At 65.0% G+C, this 18,030-nt stretch carries 16 protein-coding genes; 10 read left to right on the top strand and 6 right to left on the bottom strand.

Annotation, left to right across the window (positions count from 1 at the left end):
- The first annotated feature begins 24 nt into the window (after nt 1-24).
- Together lpdA and AC066Y_RS35360 are read left to right on the top strand one after the other, a co-directional pair.
- The gene (gene lpdA / locus AC066Y_RS35365) at nt 25-1,425 is read left to right on the top strand and encodes a dihydrolipoyl dehydrogenase (RefSeq protein WP_478277908.1); all 1,401 of its coding nucleotides are present in this window, start codon (nt 25-27) and stop codon (nt 1,423-1,425) included.
- 38 nt (nt 1,426-1,463) lie between these two features.
- Entirely contained in the window at nt 1,464-2,003 is a 540-nt protein-coding gene (locus AC066Y_RS35360) for a hypothetical protein (RefSeq protein WP_478277907.1), read from the top strand.
- Between the two features lie 143 nt (nt 2,004-2,146).
- On the opposite strand, the gene AC066Y_RS35355 is transcribed toward AC066Y_RS35360, so the two are convergent.
- Nucleotides 2,147-2,737, bottom strand: coding sequence for a DUF4337 domain-containing protein (locus tag AC066Y_RS35355; RefSeq protein ID WP_478277906.1), 591 nt, complete (start codon nt 2,735-2,737; stop codon nt 2,147-2,149).
- Between the two features lie 158 nt (nt 2,738-2,895).
- The gene (locus AC066Y_RS35350; protein WP_478277905.1) at nt 2,896-3,846 is read right to left on the bottom strand and encodes a tyrosine recombinase XerC; all 951 of its coding nucleotides are present in this window, start codon (nt 3,844-3,846) and stop codon (nt 2,896-2,898) included.
- A 161-nt stretch (nt 3,847-4,007) separates the two neighbouring features.
- Between AC066Y_RS35350 and AC066Y_RS35345 the strand changes: the two genes are divergently transcribed.
- Nucleotides 4,008-6,218: a primosomal protein N' gene (locus tag AC066Y_RS35345; RefSeq protein ID WP_478277904.1), complete on the top strand. Its 2,211-nt coding sequence runs from the start codon at nt 4,008-4,010 to the stop codon at nt 6,216-6,218.
- Nucleotides 6,219-6,432: 214 nt separating this feature from the next.
- Here the strand turns inward: AC066Y_RS35345 and AC066Y_RS35340 are convergent, their stop codons facing one another.
- Entirely contained in the window at nt 6,433-6,921 is a 489-nt protein-coding gene (locus AC066Y_RS35340; protein ID WP_478277903.1) for a septal ring lytic transglycosylase RlpA family protein, read from the bottom strand.
- A 630-nt stretch (nt 6,922-7,551) separates the two neighbouring features.
- Here AC066Y_RS35340 and AC066Y_RS35335 point away from each other — a divergent pair.
- The 7 genes from AC066Y_RS35335 (at nt 7,552) to AC066Y_RS35305 (ending at nt 15,625) form a co-directional block, all read left to right on the top strand.
- On the top strand, nt 7,552-8,112 hold the full coding sequence (locus AC066Y_RS35335; RefSeq protein WP_092121634.1) for a F0F1 ATP synthase subunit delta: 561 nt from the start codon (nt 7,552-7,554) through the stop codon (nt 8,110-8,112).
- The gene (gene atpA, locus AC066Y_RS35330; protein ID WP_092121635.1) at nt 8,112-9,641 is read left to right on the top strand and encodes a F0F1 ATP synthase subunit alpha; all 1,530 of its coding nucleotides are present in this window, start codon (nt 8,112-8,114) and stop codon (nt 9,639-9,641) included. The genes AC066Y_RS35335 and atpA overlap by 1 nt, the downstream gene beginning before the upstream one ends.
- A 119-nt stretch (nt 9,642-9,760) precedes the next feature.
- Nucleotides 9,761-10,639: a F0F1 ATP synthase subunit gamma gene (locus AC066Y_RS35325; RefSeq protein WP_212318930.1), complete on the top strand. Its 879-nt coding sequence runs from the start codon at nt 9,761-9,763 to the stop codon at nt 10,637-10,639.
- Nucleotides 10,640-10,665: 26 nt separating this feature from the next.
- Entirely contained in the window at nt 10,666-12,108 is a 1,443-nt protein-coding gene (atpD, locus tag AC066Y_RS35320; RefSeq protein WP_092121637.1) for a F0F1 ATP synthase subunit beta, read from the top strand.
- A gap of 116 nt (nt 12,109-12,224) precedes the next feature.
- Nucleotides 12,225-12,632 carry a F0F1 ATP synthase subunit epsilon gene (locus AC066Y_RS35315; RefSeq protein ID WP_478277902.1) on the top strand — a complete coding sequence of 136 codons (408 nt, stop codon included), beginning with the start codon at nt 12,225-12,227 and terminating at the stop codon, nt 12,630-12,632.
- Between the two features lie 204 nt (nt 12,633-12,836).
- The gene (locus AC066Y_RS35310) at nt 12,837-14,510 is read left to right on the top strand and encodes an adenylate/guanylate cyclase domain-containing protein (RefSeq protein WP_478277901.1); all 1,674 of its coding nucleotides are present in this window, start codon (nt 12,837-12,839) and stop codon (nt 14,508-14,510) included.
- Nucleotides 14,511-14,635: 125 nt separating this feature from the next.
- Nucleotides 14,636-15,625: an AraC family transcriptional regulator gene (locus tag AC066Y_RS35305; RefSeq protein ID WP_478277900.1), complete on the top strand. Its 990-nt coding sequence runs from the start codon at nt 14,636-14,638 to the stop codon at nt 15,623-15,625.
- On the opposite strand, the gene AC066Y_RS35300 is transcribed toward AC066Y_RS35305, so the two are convergent.
- The 3 genes from AC066Y_RS35300 to AC066Y_RS35290 form a co-directional block, all read right to left on the bottom strand.
- Complete coding sequence (locus tag AC066Y_RS35300) at nt 15,583-16,083, bottom strand: RNA pyrophosphohydrolase (protein WP_478277899.1); 501 nt, start codon at nt 16,081-16,083, stop codon at nt 15,583-15,585. The genes AC066Y_RS35305 and AC066Y_RS35300 overlap by 43 nt on opposite strands.
- 45 nt (nt 16,084-16,128) lie before the next feature.
- Nucleotides 16,129-16,632, bottom strand: a complete 504-nt coding sequence (locus AC066Y_RS35295; protein ID WP_478277898.1) for an RNA pyrophosphohydrolase — start codon at nt 16,630-16,632, stop codon at nt 16,129-16,131.
- An 82-nt stretch (nt 16,633-16,714) separates the two neighbouring features.
- Nucleotides 16,715-17,929: a divergent polysaccharide deacetylase family protein gene (locus AC066Y_RS35290; protein ID WP_478277897.1), complete on the bottom strand. Its 1,215-nt coding sequence runs from the start codon at nt 17,927-17,929 to the stop codon at nt 16,715-16,717.
- Nucleotides 17,930-18,030 lie beyond the last annotated feature (101 nt).

Genomic DNA, 18,030 nt, shown 5'->3' with positions numbered 1-18,030 from the left:
GAGTTTAGCTACAGGACCTCAATCATGGCTTCTTACGATCTCGTCGTCATCGGCACTGGCCCCGGCGGTTACGTCTGCGCGATCCGCGCGGCGCAACTCGGCATGAAGGTTGCCGTCGTCGAGAAGAGCGCGACGCTGGGCGGCACCTGTCTCAATGTCGGCTGCATGCCGTCGAAGGCGCTGCTGCACGCCTCCGAGATGTTCGAGGAAGCCGCGCACTCCTTCGCCAAAATGGGCGTCAGCGTCCCCGCCCCGAAGCTCGATCTGCCCGCGATGATGGACTTCAAGCAGCAGGGCATCGACGGCAACGTCAAGGGCGTCGAGTTCCTGATGAAGAAAAACAAGATCGACGTCCTCAAGGGCACCGGCAAGATCATCAGTGCCGGCAAGGTCGAGGTCTCCGGCGACGGCAAGTCCGAGATCGTCGAAACCAAGAACATCGTGATCGCCACCGGCTCCGACATCGCGCGGTTGAAGGGCATCGACATCGACGAGAAGCGCATCGTGTCGTCGACCGGCGCGCTGTCGCTGGAGAAGGTGCCGTCGAGCCTGCTGATCGTCGGCGCCGGCGTGATCGGGCTCGAACTCGGTTCGGTCTGGCACCGTCTCGGTGCCAAGGTCACCGTGGTGGAATTCCTCGACCGCATCCTGCCCGGCATGGATGGCGAGGTGGCGAAGCAATTCCAGCGCATCCTGGAAAAGCAGGGCTTCACATTCAAGCTGGGCGCCAAGGTCACCGCGGTCGACACCTCGGGCAAGACGCTGCAGGCCAAGATCGAGCCGGCCGCGGGCGGCGCTGCGGAGACCATCGAAGCCGACGTCGTGCTCGTGTGCATCGGCCGCGTGCCCTACACCGAGGGCCTCGGGCTGAAGGAAGCCGGCGTTGCGCTCGACAATCGCGGCCGCGTCGAGATCGACGCGCACTTCTCGACCAATGTGAAGGGCATCTACGCGATCGGCGACGTCGTGGCCGGGCCGATGCTGGCGCACAAGGCGGAAGACGAGGGCGTTGCCTGCGCGGAGATCATCGCGGGCCAGGCCGGCCATGTGAACTACGACGTCATTCCAGGCGTTGTGTATACCACGCCGGAAGTGTCGTCGGTCGGCAAGACCGAGGAAGATCTCAAGCAGGCCGGCGTCGCTTATACCGTCGGCAAATTCCCGTTCACCGCGAACGGCCGCTCCAAGGTCAACCAGACCACCGACGGTTTCGTGAAGGTTCTCGCAGATGCGAAGACCGATCGCGTGCTTGGCGTGCACATTGTCGGCCGGGAAGCCGGCGAAATGATCCACGAAGCCTGCGTCCTGATGGAATTCGGCGGCTCGGCCGAGGATCTGGCGCGCACCTGCCACGCACATCCGACCCGTTCCGAAGCGATCAAGGAAGCCGCGCTTGCGGTGGGCAAGCGCGCCATCCATATGTGATCGAACATCCCGGCGCGAGCCGGGTAGAGATCATAGTGATGTTGCGCCGCCTGCTTCAGCCGTTCTGGGTCCTTCTTGCGATCATCTTCCTGATCGAGGCCTGGCTATGGGATCACGTCGAGCCGATCGTAGCCCGGGTGGTCGCCTGGATCCCGCTGCGCGCGCTCAAGCAATGGCTTGCCGAACGGGTCGATTCGCTGTCGCCGGCGATGACGCTGATCGTCTTCGTCGTGCCGCTGATCCCGCTGTTTCCGCTCAAGCTGGTCGGACTCTGGCTCCTGGCGAACCAATACTGGTTCAGCGCGGTCTCGCTGATCCTGTTCGCCAAGATCGTCGGCGTCGGCGTCACCGCCTTCCTGTTCGACGTGACCCGATCGAAACTGCTGGAGATGCCCTGGTTCGAGGCGCTCTATAATTTCGTGATGGCGCTGCGCGCCAAGGCCACCGCGCTGGTCGAGCCGGTCAAGCGGCGCATCCTCGAGCTGATCAGTGGCGACGGCGACGGCTGGACTGCGCGCACGCTGCGCCTGATCGCGCGCTTCCGCAAAAGCGTCCACCAGACCAGCAAGGTGCTCTAGGCAACCACCCGTGCCCCGTCATCCTGAGGCGCGAGCGGAGCGAGCCTCGAAGGATCGACGGCCACCAGCCGGGCCGTTCATCCTTCGAGACGCGCGCAATGCGCGCTCCTCAGGATGACGGAGGGAAAGCAGAGCCTTTCAGCTCAATGCAGATGCAGCAGATGCGGCTGGAACAGGCCGAGCAAGGTCATCACGACGCCGGCGAGCGTCACCAGGCCGGACACCCAGGCCAGCGCGGCGATGCCGGTGATGATGGTCGCGGACGCCAGCACGATGGCGATCTGGAAGGCGGCGGAGGCAAGCTCGAAGTGATGATATTTTGCGGTGGCCTCGTCGCGCTCATGCTCGGCGTGCTTGGCGCGTTCGGAGAGTTGCTCTGATCCTTCGCCGGTCTCCGGCTCCGAGCGGTAGCGTGCCGCGGTCTTCTGCCAGTCGTCGATCTGCTTCTGCAGCGCGGCCTTGGCCGCCTCGTCGGTGGTGGTCGCGAGGTTGAGCTTGCCCTGTTCGGCTGCGGTCTGCACCGCGGTGCGGCGGATGCTCTTGGCCTGGAAGAAGGCCCAGAGGTTGGAGGCTTCGACGTTCTTGCTGATCGATTCGGTCTGGGCGCCCTTGCCGAGCGTTTCCGACAGCGCCAGGCAGAGCGCGATCACGGCGATCAGGAGGGCGATCTTCCTGTTCTCGGCCGACGCATGCTCGGCATGCTCCGCGTGCTCCATACTTTCATGTGCGCTCATGATTCCCCCTCCGGATGAGACCGCGCCACGATTGCTGAATGCGGCGCACAAGGCAAGTGCCGAGCGATTTGTGGCAGCCGTATGAATATGAACGGCGCAAGATGAACGGCGCATTTGATGCCGGCCTCGAGCCGTATTTTGAACTCAGGTCCGGGCGCTCAGCCGCGCGGGTGCGCGGAGCGATAGACTTCGAGCAGGCGCTCGCTGTCGATGCCGGTGTAGATCTGCGTGGTCGACAGCGATGCGTGGCCGAGCAATTCCTGGATCGCGCGCAAATCGCCGCCGCGGCTGAGCAGATGGGTGGCGAAGGAGTGCCGCAACGCATGCGGCGTTGCGCTGTCGGGCAGGCCGAGCGCGCCGCGCAGCCGCTCCATGGTGAGCTGGATGATGCGCGGGCTTAAGGGGCCACCGCGCGCACCGACGAACATCGGCCCGGTCGGGCTGAGCTGATGCGGACAGATCGCCGCATAGTTCGCGATCAATTGCAGCACGTTGTGCAGCACCGGCACCATGCGGGTCTTGTTGCCCTTGCCGGTGACGACAAGCACGTCGCCTTCGCCCGGCTTCGGCACGTCGCGGCGCTTCAGCCCCAGCGCCTCGGAGATGCGCAGACCGGAACCATAGAGCAGCGCCATCACGGCGGCGTCACGCACCAGGATCCAGGTCTCGCGGGTTTCGCCGGCGCGCTCGTCGGCATCGGCAAAGCGTTTCGCCGCTTCCATGTGGATCGGTTTCGGCAGGCTCTTCGCCACCTTGGGGGCGCGGATTACCGAGAGCGCACCGACCTTGCCCTTGCCTTCGCGCTCCAGGAAACGTCCGAACGAGCGCAGGCCGGCCAGCGCCCGCATCAGCGATCGGCCGCCGATTTCGTCGGCGCGGCGCATCGCCATGAAGGCGCGGACATCACTGGCCTCGAGCGCGGAAAATGCCGCAAGCGTGACGCGCGCGCCCCAGTGCTCGGCCAGGAAGGCCAGGCATTGACGCACATCGCGGGCGTAGGCCTCGAGCGTCTTCGGCGACAGCCGCCGCTCGGCGCGCAGATGCGACAGCCAGCGCGTCATCTCCTGCGTGACCGACACGTCGGCGCAGTCGAGCTCGAGCGGTGGCATGGGCTGATCGGTCCGGGCCATGTCTTGAGCGGTCATGTCTTGAGCGGGCACGTCCTTAAGGGCTATTGGCGCTGCTAATCTCCTGATTATATCGCACTGCCTTCGTTTACCGTTCGCTAAGACCGCGCAGCGGTGCTAGCCCGGCTCAAAGCTCTGATTCAATGGACCACACCACACGCCCCAGCCCAGCCTCCGCATCGACGACCCGCGTCGTCGACGTGCTGGTGCCTGTCGCGCTGAACCAGACCTATTCCTACCGCGTGCCGCGCGGCATGGAGCTTGCGTCCGGCGATGTGATCTGCGTTCCGCTCGGGCCGCGCGAGGTCGTTGCGGTGGTGTGGGCCGAGAATGCCAAGCCGGATCCGCGGCTGCACAACCGGCTCAAGGACGTCAGCGAGAAGCTCGATGTTCCGCCGCTCAGGCCGGAGCTGCGCCAGCTCGTCGACTGGGTCTCCACTTACACTTTGTCGGCGCGCGGCATGGTGCTGCGGATGACGCTGCGGATGGGCGAGAACCTTGGGCCGGAGCGGACGCGGCTCGGGGTGCGCCTCGTGGGCGAGCCGCCGCGGCGCCTGACGCCGGCGCGCCGGCGGCTGATCGAGGTGCTGTCGGATGGCTTGCTGCACGGCAAGTCCGAGGCGGCGCGTGAGGCCGGCGTCAGCTCGGGCGTGGTCGACGGCCTGGTCGACGAGGGCACGCTGACGGTCGAGGCGATGCCGCCGCCCGCACCGCCACCCATTCCCGATCCCTCCTATGCGCAGCCGGATTTCTCGCGCGAGCAGCGCAGCGCGGTCGATGTGATGCGGACGCTGGCCGCGAGCGGCAGCTTTCACGTCGCACTGCTCGACGGCGTCACCGGTTCCGGCAAGACCGAGGTCTATTTCGAGGCGATCGCGGAGAATATCCGCCGCGGCAAGCAGACCCTGATCCTGATGCCGGAAATCGCGCTGACCGGCCAGTTCCTCGACCGTTTCGCGCAGCGCTTCGGCGTGCGGCCGCTGGAATGGCATTCGGAGCTCACGCCGCGCACGCGGGCGCGAAACTGGGCCGCGATCTCCGAAGGCAAGGCGCCGGTCGTGGTCGGCGCCCGCTCCGCGCTGTTCCTGCCTTACGCCGATCTCGGTCTCATCATCGTCGATGAGGAGCACGACCAGGCCTACAAGCAGGATGAGGGCGCGCATTATCACGCGCGCGACATGGCGGTGGTCCGCGCCCATATCGCCAGGATCCCGATCGTGCTGGCGTCGGCGACGCCCTCGGTCGAGAGCGAGGTCAATGCGCGCAAGGGGCGCTACCAGCGCGTCGCGCTGCCGTCGCGGTTCGGCGGCCAGCACATGCCGCATATCGAGGCGATTGACATGCGCCGCGCGCCGCCGCCGCGTGGCCGCTTCATCTCGCCGGTTCTGGCCGAGCAGATTCGCCATGCGATCGAGCGCCGCGAGCAGGCGCTGCTGTTCCTCAACCGTCGCGGCTATGCGCCGCTGACGCTCTGCCGTGCCTGCGGCCACCGCTTCGCCTGCACGATTTGTGATGCATGGCTGGTCGATCACCGGTTCCGGCAGCGGCTGGTCTGCCATCACTGCGGCTTCTCGATGCCGCGCCCGAACATCTGCCCGCATTGCGCAGCCGAGGAATCGCTGGTCGCCGTCGGCCCCGGCGTCGAGCGCCTGCAGGAGGAGGCCGCGAGTATCTTCCCCGAGGCCCGCACCATGGTGCTGTCGAGCGATCTCATCACCTCGATCGAGACCATGCGCAGCGAACTCAACGAGATCGCCGAGGGCCGCGTCGACATCATCATCGGGACCCAGCTGGTGGCCAAGGGACACAACTTCCCGCGGCTCAATCTGGTCGGGGTCATCGATGCCGATCTCGGCTTGAGCAACGGCGATCCGCGTGCCGCCGAGCGGACGTTCCAGTTGCTGAACCAGGTGGTCGGCCGTGCCGGCCGCGAGCAGGGCCATGGCGTCGGCTATCTGCAGACCCATCAGCCGGAACATCCGGTCATCAAGGCTCTGATCGCGAACGACCGTGAGGCGTTCTACGCCAGCGAGATCGATATCCGCGAGCGCACCGGCTATCCGCCGTTCGGCCGGCTGGCGAGCCTGATCGTCTCCGCCGGCGATCGCCCGACGGCGGAAGGCTTTGCGCGCAAGCTCGCCGCGATGGCGCCGCTCGACGAGCGGATCCAGGTGCTCGGCCCCGCCGAGGCCCCGCTTGCCGTCATCAAGGGCCGCTACCGCTTCCGCCTGCTGGTGAAGTCGCTGCGCAATGTCGACCTGTCGCAATATCTGCGCGAATGGCTGGAAGCCGGTCCGAAGACCAAGGGCAATCTGAAGCTCGAGGTCGACGTCGATCCGCAGAGCTTCCTCTAGTTCGTTCACTGTCCTCCGTCATTGCGAGGAGCGAAGCGACGAGGCAATCCATGTGTCCGCAAACGCGGTGAAATGGATTGCTTCGCTCCGCTCGCAATGACGGGCGCTGGCAGCACGGCCCGAAAAGAAAAAGCCTGCCGTCATTTGCGACGGCAGGCCTTTGGCGCGAAGCAGGCCTCGCGGCCGTTACGCAACGCAACGCTTACTGAAGCGCTTACGAGACGACCTCGGCGGTGACGCGGCCGACGCCGGCGCCGGTCAGGCCGATGGCGCGGGCTGCGCCGGTCGAGAGGTCGAGCACGCGGCCGCGGACGAACGGGCCACGATCGTTGACGGTGACGACGACGCTGCGGCCGCCGTGGGTGACACGGAGCCTGGTGCCGAACGGCAGCGAGCGGTGAGCGGCGGTCATGGCGTTCTGGTTGAAGCGCTGGCCGGAAGCGGTGCGGCTGCCCGACTCATTGCCGTAGAAGGAGGCCATCCCCGAGAACGTGTGGCCGCCGGACGGCTGGATCGATGCATTGGCGTCGCGCCAGGACGAACCTTCAGCGCGGGCCTGGTGATGATGGTGGTGGCGATGGTGATGCCTGGACTTCGCGGACGCCTCCGTCACGCTGCCCCCGACCAGGATAGTTGCGGCTACAAATGCAAGCGCCGTACGCGAGCGGGTTACATTGCCCGCCGCCTTCTTGATATTCAGCATTGATAAGACCCTCAGACAGTATTGCCACTAACGTGGCAAGTGGAACCCCCGTCCCTTCGTTGACCAAAGCCGTTTGGTTTCGCAATGAGGCACGAATTGGGCAGTAAATCCCGATTGTCTCGGGCTGAAATATCTTGTTACCGCTTTGGGGTACTCAATCGAGGTTCTGTAATCTTGGCCTTTAATGAATTTTTAACCATTAATATGCTTACGAATACTGATTAATGGGCCAGCGGTAAGTTTTCAGTAAGTAATCGCCAAATGAAACGGCGCCGCGTTTCGGGTTCCTTGCGCGCTCGGCCACAGGCCCATGCAAATTTCGTTGGAACAAATCCGCGGTGGCGCGAATCGGAGCCCGCGCAGTGAATTTCCGCGCGCCGAATTTTTCTGATTCGAGCGCCGGCTGCGGTCGCCGAAAACCGCATGCGACAAGGCGGCTCGCACGGTGCCGTCATGTTGCACCTGCGCGATTGCTATGTTAGCAAAGCCGCGATTTTAACGATCCCGGCACGTCCTGTGCCGGTCGAAAATCGAAGTCCCGCTTGAATTCCAAGGGCTTGGATCGCTAGGCGCTGCTTTGGTGGCGACGGTTTTTCCCTTGCGAATTTGACAGCAAAAAAGAGCGAGCTCGTGGCTGCTGAAGATCCGTCCGTTTCGGGAGTGTCCGGTCGTTACGCAACGGCCCTGTTCGAGTTGGCGCGCGACGAGCAGTCCGTCGATCAAGTCCGGGCCGACCTCGACAAGTTCGAGGCCATGCTCAACGAGAGCGCCGATCTCAAGCGCCTCGTCCGCAGCCCGGTGTTTGCCGCCGACGCCCAGCTGAAGGCGTTGGCCGCGGTGCTCGACAAGGCCGGCATCGCCGGCACGTCGGCGAAATTCCTCAAGGTGCTCACCGCCAATCGCCGGCTGTTTGCCGTGGCCGATGTGATCCGCGCCTATCGCGCGCTGGTGGCGAAGTTCAAGGGTGAGGCGACTGCGGAAGTCACCGTCGCCGAGCAGCTCAGTGACAAGAATCTCGACGGGCTGAAGGCCGCACTGAAATCAGTGACGGGCAAGGACGTCGCGCTCAACGTGAAGGTCGATCCCTCCATTATTGGTGGCCTGGTGGTCAAGCTCGGCAGCCGCATGGTGGATAGTTCGCTTCGCACCAAACTCAATTCGATCAAGAACGCGATGAAAGAGGCAGGCTGATGGACATCCGCGCCGCAGAAATTTCTGCGATCCTCAAGGACCAGATCAAGAATTTCGGCCAGGAAGCCGAAGTCACCGAAGTTGGCCAGGTGCTGTCGGTCGGCGACGGTATTGCTCGCGTCTACGGTCTCGACAACGTCCAGGCCGGTGAAATGGTCGAGTTCGAGAACGGCACGCGCGGCATGGCGCTCAACCTCGAAACCGACAACGTCGGTATCGTGATTTTCGGCGCCGACCGCGAGATCAAGGAAGGCCAGACCGTCAAGCGCACCCGCGCGATCGTGGACGCGCCGATCGGCAAGGGCCTGCTCGGCCGCGTCGTCGACGCGCTCGGCAACCCGATCGACGGCAAGGGCCCGATCCAGGCCACCGAACGCAAGCGCGTCGACGTCAAGGCGCCCGGCATCATTCCGCGCAAGTCGGTGAACGAGCCGATGGCCACCGGCCTGAAGGCGATCGATGCGCTGATTCCGATCGGCCGCGGCCAGCGCGAGCTGATCATCGGCGACCGTCAGACCGGCAAGACCGCGATCGCGCTCGACACCATCCTGAACCAGAAGCCGCTCAACGCTCAGCCGGACGAGAACCTCAAGCTGTATTGCGTCTACGTCGCGATCGGCCAGAAGCGCTCCACCGTCGCGCAGTTCGTCAAGGTGCTCGAAGAGCAGGGCGCGCTGGAATACTCGATCATCGTCGCGGCCACCGCGTCCGATCCGGCACCGATGCAGTACATCGCGCCGTTCACCGCCTGCACCATGGGCGAGTACTTCCGCGACAACGGCATGCACGCCGTGATCATCTATGACGATCTGTCCAAGCAGGCCGTCGCCTATCGCCAGATGTCGCTGCTGCTGCGCCGCCCGCCGGGCCGCGAAGCCTATCCGGGCGACGTGTTCTATCTGCATTCCCGCCTGCTCGAGCGCGCCGCCAAGCTCAACAAGGAGCATGGTTTGGGCTCGCTGACGGCGCTGCCGGTCATCGAAACCCAGGCCAACGACGTGTCGGCCTACATTCCGACCAACGTGATTTCGATCACCGACGGCCAGATCTTCCTGGAAACCGACCTGTTCTTCCAGGGTATCCGTCCGGCCGTGAACGTCGGTCTGTCGGTGTCGCGCGTCGGTTCGTCGGCGCAGACCAAGGCAACCAAGAAGGTCGCCGGCAAGATCAAGGGCGAGCTCGCGCAGTACCGCGAGATGGCGGCGTTCGCGCAGTTCGGCTCCGACCTCGATGCCTCGACCCAGCGCCTGCTCAACCGCGGCTCGCGCCTGACCGAACTCCTGAAGCAGCCGCAGTTCTCGCCGCTGAAGATGGAAGAGCAGGTCTGCGTGATCTGGGCCGGCACCAACGGCTACCTCGATCCGCTGCCGCTCAACAAGGTGAAGGCGTTCGAGGACGGCCTACTCTCGCTGCTGCGCGGCAAGAACGTCGAGATCCTCGACGCGATCCGCACCAGCCGCGATCTGTCCGACGACACCGCAGCCAAGCTCAAGACGGTGGTCGAGGGCTTCGCCAAGACGTTTGCGTAACAAGACGTTTGCGTAGGAAGACCTTCGCACAAGGGCATCGCCTGGCCGTCGGCCGGGCGATGGGAACAGAGAGGCTTGCGATCTGACCGTTGCGGTCGGATTGCCGGGGTGGACGAAGAATGGCGTCACTGAAAGACATGCGGGTCCGCATCGCCTCGACCAAGGCGACGCAGAAGATCACCAAGGCCATGCAGATGGTCGCAGCCTCGAAGCTGCGCCGCGCGCAGAACGCCGCCGAGGCGGCGCGGCCCTATGCCACCAAGATGGACGCGGTGATTTCCAACATCGCCGCTGCGACCAACGGCTCACCCGGTGCGCCGGCGCTGCTCGCGGGCACCGGCAACGATCAGGTGCACCTGCTTCTGGTCTGCACCGGCGAGCGCGGCCTGTCCGGCGCTTTCAACTCCGCGATCGTGCGTCTGGCGCGCGAGCGGGCGAACGCGCTGCTCGCGCAAGGCAAGGAAGTCAAATTCTTCTGCGTCGGCCGCAAGGGCTACGAGCAGCTGCGGCGGACGTTCGAGAAGCGGATTGTCGAGCACCTCGACCTGCGTTCGGTGCGGCAGATCGGTTTCGTCAACGCCGAGGACATCGCCAACAAGGTGCTGGCGCGGTTCGAGGCCGGCGAGTTCGATGTCTGCACGCTGTTCTATTCGCGCTTCCAGTCGGTGATCGCGCAGATCCCGACCGCGCAGCAGATCATCCCGCTCGAAGTGGCTGCGCCCGCGGCCAGCGTGGCTCCCGCGACCTCGTACGAATACGAGCCGGAAGAGGACCAGATTCTCGGCAGCCTGCTGCCGCGCAACCTCGCGGTGCAGGTCTTCCGTGCGCTGCTGGAGAACAACGCCTCGTTCTATGGCGCGCAGATGAGCGCGATGGACAGCGCGACGCGCAATGCCGGCGAGATGATCCGTAAGCAAACCCTGATTTACAACCGAACCCGTCAGGCCCAGATCACGAAGGAGTTGATCGAGATCATCTCCGGCGCTGAGGCGGTCTAAGGCAGATTTTCGAAGGAGAACAGTCCATGGCTACAGCAGCCAACCAGATCGGTCGCGTTACCCAGGTCACGGGCGCCGTGGTCGACGTGCAGTTCGAAGGCCACCTTCCGGCGATTCTGAATGCGCTCGAGACCAAGAACGGCGGCAACCGCCTAGTGCTCGAAGTCGCACAGCATCTCGGTGAATCGACCGTCCGCACCATCGCGATGGATATCACCGAAGGTCTGGTGCGCGGCCAGGAAGTCACCGACACCGGCGAGCCGATCCGGGTACCGGTCGGCGAAGGTACGCTCGGCCGCATCATCAACGTCATCGGCGAGCCGATCGACGAAGCCGGTCCGATCAAGTCCGAAGGCCTGCGCGCCATCCACCAGGAAGCGCCGAGCTATACCGACCAGTCGACCGAGGCGGAAATCCTCGTCACCGGCATCAAGGTCGTCGATCTTCTCGCTCCGTACGCCAAGGGCGGCAAGATCGGCCTGTTCGGCGGCGCCGGCGTCGGCAAGACGGTGCTGATTCAGGAACTGATCAACAACGTCGCGAAGGCGCACGGTGGTTACTCCGTGTTCGCCGGCGTCGGCGAGCGGACCCGTGAAGGCAACGACCTCTATCACGAGTTCATCGAATCGAAGGTCAACGCCGATCCGCACAATCCGGATCCGAGCGTGAAGTCGAAGTGCGCGCTGGTGTTCGGCCAGATGAACGAACCGCCGGGGGCCCGCGCCCGCGTCGGTCTGACCGGTCTGACGGTCGCCGAGCACTTCCGCGACCAAGGCCAGGACGTGCTGTTCTTCGTCGACAACATCTTCCGCTTCACCCAGGCGGGTTCGGAAGTGTCGGCGCTGCTCGGCCGTATTCCTTCGGCGGTGGGTTATCAGCCGACGCTCGCGACCGACATGGGCGCGCTGCAGGAGCGCATCACCACCACCCAGAAGGGTTCGATCACCTCGGTGCAGGCGATCTACGTGCCGGCCGACGACTTGACCGACCCGGCGCCCGCCACCTCGTTCGCGCATTTGGACGCCACCACGGTGTTGTCGCGCGCGATCTCGGAAAAGGGCATCTATCCGGCGGTGGACCCGCTCGACTCGACCTCGCGCATGCTGTCTGCGCTCGTCGTTGGCGAGGAGCACTACAACACCGCGCGTATGGTCCAGCAGATTCTGCAGCGCTACAAGTCGCTGCAGGACATCATCGCCATTCTCGGCATGGACGAACTGTCGGAAGAGGACAAGCTGACGGTCGCCCGCGCCCGCAAGGTCGAGCGCTTCCTGTCGCAGCCGTTCCACGTCGCCGAAGTCTTCACCGGCTCGCCGGGCAAGTTCGTCGACCTCGCCGACACCATCAAGGGCTTCCGCGATCTGTGCCAGGGCAAGTACGACCATCTGCCGGAAGCGGCGTTCTACATGGTCGGCACCATCGAAGAAGCCGTCGAGAAGGGCAAGAAGCTCGCCGCCGAAGCGGCCTAAGCTTTGGGATATCGTCATCGCCGGACGTGATCCGGCGATCCATCGAACGAGAAGCATTTTGACTGATGGACCCGCGGGTCGAGCCCGCGGGTGACAGCGCAAAGAACGGAAAGACCATGGCCACCTTCCACTTCGATCTCGTCTCTCCCGAAAAGCTCGCCTTCTCCGGCGAGGTCGATCAGGTTGACGTTCCCGGTGTGGAGGGTGATTTCGGTGTGCTCGCCGGACACGCTCCCGTCGTCGCCACGGTTCGCCCGGGTATCCTGACGATCACGACTGCCGGCAAGCGCGAGAAGGTGATCGTGCTCGGCGGCCTTGCCGAGGTGTCGGACAAGGGCCTCACCGTGCTCGCCGACGTCGCGACCGCGATTGCGGAGCTCGATCGGGCGAAGTTCGCCGAGACGATCAACGAGATGCAGGAGAAGCTCTCCGAGAAGGAGGGCTCCGAGCTCGACCACGCGATCGAGCGGCTCGACCACTTCAAGAGCATCCAGCACGAGCTCAACGCGACGGCTATGCACTAAGGCGCGATTGCCGACCAGTGATCGCGCCATAGCGTCGAGTGAGCCGGCCCCTTTGTGAAATCGCTCACACTCTTCCAGTCATCGTCTGCCAGGACTTGAAGCATTCAACGCTCGCCGTACCCCGGCGGGCGGTGAATGCTTGTTGCGCCCGGAAGCGTCTGGCGGCATTCTGCGCGGCATATTTGGGTTCCGGGGCTGGTACTCATGAAGCGCAAGATCGCAGCGATCTTTGCGGCCGATATTGCAGGCTATAGTCGATTGGTTGCCGAGGATGAGGAAGAGACGCTGCGGCGGCTCGCCTCCTATCGTCAGGTCACCGACGATTTCATTGCCAAATGCGGCGGCCGCATCTTCAACACCGCGGGCGATGCGGTGCTCGCGGAATTTCCCAGCGCCGTCGAAGCCGTGCGTTGCGCGATCGACATCCAGGAAAGCCTGCGCACGCGCAACATGGCCTATCCGCCGAGCCGGCAGATGTCGTTCCGGATCGGCATCACCATCGGCGATGTGGTCGAGCGCGACGGCGATCTGCTGGGTGATGGCGTCAATATCGCGGCAAGGCTCGAGGGCCTCGCCGAGGTCGGCGGCATCTGCGTGTCGCGCGCCGTGCACGAGCAGGTCGTCAACAAGCTGTCGGTGCAATTCGCCGATATCGGCGCACAGGAAGTGAAGAACATCCCGACCCCCGTGCACGCCTACATGGTGGCGATGCGGCGCGAGGACGGCAGCTACGCGACGCCGCAGATCAAGAAGCCGATCAAGGCCGCAGCTGCGGGCGCACCGGCCTGGATGTGGCCCGCTGCCATCACCGTGGTGCTGCTGGCCGCGATCGGTGTCGGCGGCTTCCTTTATTACACCAAGCTGGAGACGTCGGCGACGAAGCCCGTAGCGGCGGCCAGTTCCACGCCGGCGTCTGCGCCGCTGGTCTCGGGTTCACCGGCACCATTGGTCGCACCGTCGCCGCCGGTACCCGCGGCGCCGTCTGCCCCGGCGAAATCCGCGCCGACGTTGGCAGCACCCGTATCACCGCCATCACCGCCTTCGATCACAGCGGGTGACAAGCTCGCCACCGACATCGTTCCCTTCGTCAGCGACCGCACCCGCAACATACTCGCGACCGAGTATTTGCCCGCGGGCGATTCCAAGGCGGTCGCCCTCAACATCAACGGCTTCGTCGGCTGGAGCCTGGCGCAGCCCAGTGAGGACGCGGCGAAGACCGCAGCGCTCGATCTGTGCCAGAAGCGCGCCGACAATGCGAGCTCGCCGCGCAAATGCGAACTGTACGCCGTCGGCAACACGATCGTGTATGCCCATGGCCAGCCGCCGGTGCCGCCCTTGCCATGGGTCAAGCGTGATGCGCTGATCGAGAAGCCGTACGCCACCAAGGACGTGCCGCTGCTGCGCGAGGCAGCCAGGGCCCGGCTCGATAGTCTGTTTGTGCCGGGGCGCAAGACGCGAACCATCGCGCTCGGTCCGGGCGGTCACTACTTCTTCAATTCGGGCATCGATTCGCTCGAGGAATCGGCGCGGCGCAATTTGCAGGCCTGCGGCGCGGTCGCCGGCGTGCCCTGCACGATCGTCGCCGTTGACGATGTCTTCGTGGTGCCCATTCCGGCCACGTTGCGCGTGACAGGCTTCTTCAAGGCCGCGGACAGCTCGGTCATCACGCCGGGCGAGCGGAGCGACGTCGCGCGGAAGCTTGTCGATGCGACGGCAGGCTGGAATGCGGTTGCGGTCGGGACGCAGGGGCGGCCGGGACTGGGATTGAAGGCGGAGAACGAGCAGAGTGCGGTCAATGCCGCGCTCGCGGAGTGCGCCAAGCGCGACAGCGATTGCCATGTCATCGCGGTCGGTCCGTTCACGGTCGGCCCGAACTAGAGCATGATCCGGGAAATGTGAAGCAGCTTACAGCCGGGATCGTGCACCAATGACAAGCTGCGGCGCGATGACGAGTTGACGCGATTGCATCGCGATTTTACCCCCGGAACAACGGACAAGATACTGTGCTGACTTTCTCGACCGATGCTCTCCGCCCGCAGGACCGCTTTGAGCATTGGTGCGACGTGCGCGGCAAAAACCTGTTCGGGGTCACGATCGAGCGCGACAGACGGCCCGATTTCCATGGACGGTTTTCTGCGACGCCGGTCGGCGGCGCCGTGCTCGCGGAAATGTCGGCGTCGTCCTACCGCGTCAGCCGGACGTCATCCGACATCGGACGTGTTCCGAGCAACAGCCTGCATCTCGGCTGGCAGGTGCGCGGCCCCGGCCACATGAATATCGGCCGCGATCGCATCCAATGGGTCGGCAACGGAGATATGGTGTTCGGCCATTCCAATCTTCCGTTTGCGTCGACGCCCGAACGGACCGACGGCTTTCGCTTCTTCAGCCTCAAGATTCCCGTCACCGACGAGCTCGTGCTTGGTGCGCGGATCGAGGACGTGCCGCTGGTCGCGCTGGCGCGTGATGCGAGCCTGACCCGGCTTGTCGGCGCCATGTTCCGCTCCGTGACGCGCGATCCGGCGCAAGCCGGGCAGTTCGCCGGCGAGGTCACGCATATGGCGCGGCTGGCGCTGCTTGCGCGCGGACGCTTGCGGCCACGCCAGGATGAGATCCGTGCCGCGCTGCATGCGGGCTACCTTCATGCCGCGCGCGAAATCCTGCTGCGTGATCTGCATCGGGCGTCGCTCACGCCGGCCGCGGTCGCCACCGAGCTCGGCATTTCGCTCCGGCAATTGCATGCGCTGTTCGAGCCGACCGGTCTCTCGTTCACGCGAACGCTGACGGCGGCGAGGTTGAAGGAGGCGAGGCGGCTTCTCTCAGCGATGCCGGAGCGCGGCATCGACGAGATCGCGTTCTCATGCGGCTTCGACAGCATCGCGATCTTCTACCGCGTGTTCCGCGCGACCTACGGCATGACGCCGGGTGATGCACGGCGCCTTCCGCCGCAGGATCAGCCGGCGAATTCCGCGAACCGGATCGCGACCGCGCGATAGACCTCGCGGCGGAACGGCACCACCAGATCGGCGACGCGATCGAGACGCTCCCAGCGCCATTGATCGAACTCGGCGGGTTGGCCGTTGCGCGGCGTCAATGGATCGATCTCCTCGTCGCGCCCGGTGAAGCGCAGCGCAAACCATTTCTGCCGCTGGCCGCGGAATTTGGCCAGCCGATGTGATGCCGGCCCGTCATAGGCCGGGAATTCGTAGGTCATCCAGTCGGTCTCACCGAGATAGTCGGCGTTGACCGCCCCGGTCTCTTCCCACAATTCGCGCATCACGGCCTGGCGCGGGTCCTCGCCGGCGTCGATGCCGCCTTGTGGCATTTGCCATTCGAGCCCGGGCAGCACGATCTCCGGACCGTCGTCCTTGATCCGGTGGCCGATCAGCACGCGTCCGCCGCCGTTGAACAGCGCGATGCCCACATTGGGGCGATAGGGCTTATCTGATGACATCTCGACCGGTGCGCCGCGCGTTTGTCTGGCCGATCATATGGCCGTCTATTTGGCCGCCAGACCGGCGAATTCCTTCACGACGCGCTCATAGACCGGACGCTTGAACGGCACAATCAGCTCCGGCAGATTCTTCATCGGCTCCCAGCGCCAGGTGATGAACTCGGCCTTATGGCCGCCGCCGGGGTGGGCGACGTTGATCTCGTTCTCGTCGCCGGTGAAGCGCAATGCGAACCACTTTTGCCGCTGGCCGCGGTAGCGACCCTTCCAGGCGCGGCCTGCGACCGTGCGCGGGATATCGTAGATCAGCCAGTCCGAGACCTCGCCGAGCTTCTCCACCGACTTGATGCTGGTCTCTTCATAGAGCTCGCGCCGTGCGGCCTGAAACGTATCCTCGCCGGGATCGACGCCGCCTTGCGGCATCTGCCAGACGTGTGCGTCGTCGACATGCTCGATGCCGCCGGCGCGGCGTCCGATGAAGACCAGTCCCGCCGTATTCAGCAGCATGATGCCGACGCAGGTTCGATAGGGCAGGTCTTCATAACGTGCCATGCCGCCGCTACCTCGCACAGTTCCTGGCGCCGCCCGACCCGGCCCCCCGGCAAGGTCTTAGGTTGCACCAACAGATTGATCTCTAGCCCGATTTTGATTTCAGCATCGCCGTTGTCAATGGCACAAGCATGATGCCCTTGGAGTCCAGTGTCTTGAGCCAGGCGCCGAGCCGCTCGATCGAGACCGGCAGCGCCGAGGCGACGCCCACGGCCGTGCCGCGTTCCTTGGCGATCGTTTCCAGCTTGACCAGCGCGCGGTCGATTTCCGCCGATGTCGGCACCACGTCGATGGCGAAATCGGCCTTGGCGAACGGCAACGATTGGCCGGCCGAGAGGCTCTGCGCGACGCTGCGCGGGGTGGAACCGTCGTCGAAAAAGCTCAGGCCGCGCTTGGCCGCCTCGCGCACGATGGGCTGCATCACGGGATCGGTCGCGACGAACCGGGCTCCCATGAAATTGGCGATCCCGGCATATCCCTGCAGGCGGCTGAGGTGCCAATAGAGACGGTCGAGATTCTGCTCGCTGCTCAATGTGGTCAGCAGGGTCTGCGGGCCCGGATCGTTGTCGGGATAGTCGAACGGCTCCATCGGGATCTGCAGCAGGATCTCGTGGCGCTGCGTCCGGGCGCGTTCCGCGAGCTTGCCGGGGTCGGCGCCGTAGGGCGTGAAGGCCAGCGTCACGGCCGGCGGCAGCTTCATGATGGCGTCAGTGGTCTTGGCGGCGCCGACGCCGAGGCCGGCGACCACGATGGCGACCACGGGCATCCGGGCTGCCTTGGCGCGGTCAGCTTCGGCCGCATAGACCGTGAACGGCTTCAGGCCGTCGGCAACCACCGGGATCATGCCATAGCGCGATTTTTCCAGCAGGCGCGGGTCGATCCCGGTCATCGCGAGCGGCGGCGCGTCGCCATCCGTCGTCTTTTCGGCCGGATCACCGGCGCCGATCACCACGTCCTGGCGCTTGCCGCTGGAGCCGTCGATAATGGTGACGGTCCTGGCGTCGTTCTTGGCATCGCCGGCTGCGGCCGGCGTCTTGGTGGCGGATTTGACCACCGGTTCGGCCGGGGCGTGTTTATCGTCGGCGGCTGCGGGCGGGGGATTGCGGAGCGTGATGCGGGCAATCGGTTCGCCGCCGAGCGGATTGTCGTTGAACAGCGCGACGCCGGCGAAGCCGACCAGCACGAGGCCCAGCAGCACGGCGAGCGCCTGCATCGCCGTGAATGGCAAGCGGACACGGCGCGTCTTGCCCACGGTGTTCTGCCCAAGCGGCGTGCTCAGTTCGTCGGCCGCTTCTGCCATGACCCTCCCCGAATCAACAGCGCGAACGATAGCACGATGCGGTGCATTCCCGCGCGCCGGCCTCCCCGTCAAAGCACGGCTGGCGGTGGACGGCAGAAGCA

The sequence above is a fragment of the Bradyrhizobium sp. USDA3010 genome (assembly GCF_056429065.1).
Note: the sequence above shows the minus strand (reverse complement) of the source record. Positions and strands in the feature narration are given on the sequence as shown.

Bases quoted from the DNA above. Each gene is read 5' to 3' on its own strand.
- AC066Y_RS35350 (WP_478277905.1), bottom strand. From the start codon at position 3,846: ATGCCACCGCTCGAGCTCGACTGCGCCGACGTGTCGGTCACGCAGGAG.
- AC066Y_RS35295 (WP_478277898.1), bottom strand. From the start codon at position 16,632: ATGGCACGTTATGAAGACCTGCCCTATCGAACCTGCGTCGGCATCATG.
- AC066Y_RS35325 (WP_212318930.1), top strand. From the start codon at position 9,761: ATGGCGTCACTGAAAGACATGCGGGTCCGCATCGCCTCGACCAAGGCG.
- AC066Y_RS35315 (WP_478277902.1), top strand. From the start codon at position 12,225: ATGGCCACCTTCCACTTCGATCTCGTCTCTCCCGAAAAGCTCGCCTTC.
- AC066Y_RS35290 (WP_478277897.1), bottom strand. From the start codon at position 17,929: ATGGCAGAAGCGGCCGACGAACTGAGCACGCCGCTTGGGCAGAACACC.
- atpA (WP_092121635.1), top strand. From the start codon at position 8,112: ATGGACATCCGCGCCGCAGAAATTTCTGCGATCCTCAAGGACCAGATC.
- AC066Y_RS35340 (WP_478277903.1), bottom strand. From the start codon at position 6,921: ATGCTGAATATCAAGAAGGCGGCGGGCAATGTAACCCGCTCGCGTACG.
- AC066Y_RS35355 (WP_478277906.1), bottom strand. From the start codon at position 2,737: ATGAGCGCACATGAAAGTATGGAGCACGCGGAGCATGCCGAGCATGCG.
- AC066Y_RS35310 (WP_478277901.1), top strand. From the start codon at position 12,837: ATGAAGCGCAAGATCGCAGCGATCTTTGCGGCCGATATTGCAGGCTAT.
- lpdA (WP_478277908.1), top strand. From the start codon at position 25: ATGGCTTCTTACGATCTCGTCGTCATCGGCACTGGCCCCGGCGGTTAC.
- atpD (WP_092121637.1), top strand. From the start codon at position 10,666: ATGGCTACAGCAGCCAACCAGATCGGTCGCGTTACCCAGGTCACGGGC.
- AC066Y_RS35300 (WP_478277899.1), bottom strand. From the start codon at position 16,083: ATGTCATCAGATAAGCCCTATCGCCCCAATGTGGGCATCGCGCTGTTC.
- AC066Y_RS35360 (WP_478277907.1), top strand. From the start codon at position 1,464: ATGTTGCGCCGCCTGCTTCAGCCGTTCTGGGTCCTTCTTGCGATCATC.
- AC066Y_RS35345 (WP_478277904.1), top strand. From the start codon at position 4,008: ATGGACCACACCACACGCCCCAGCCCAGCCTCCGCATCGACGACCCGC.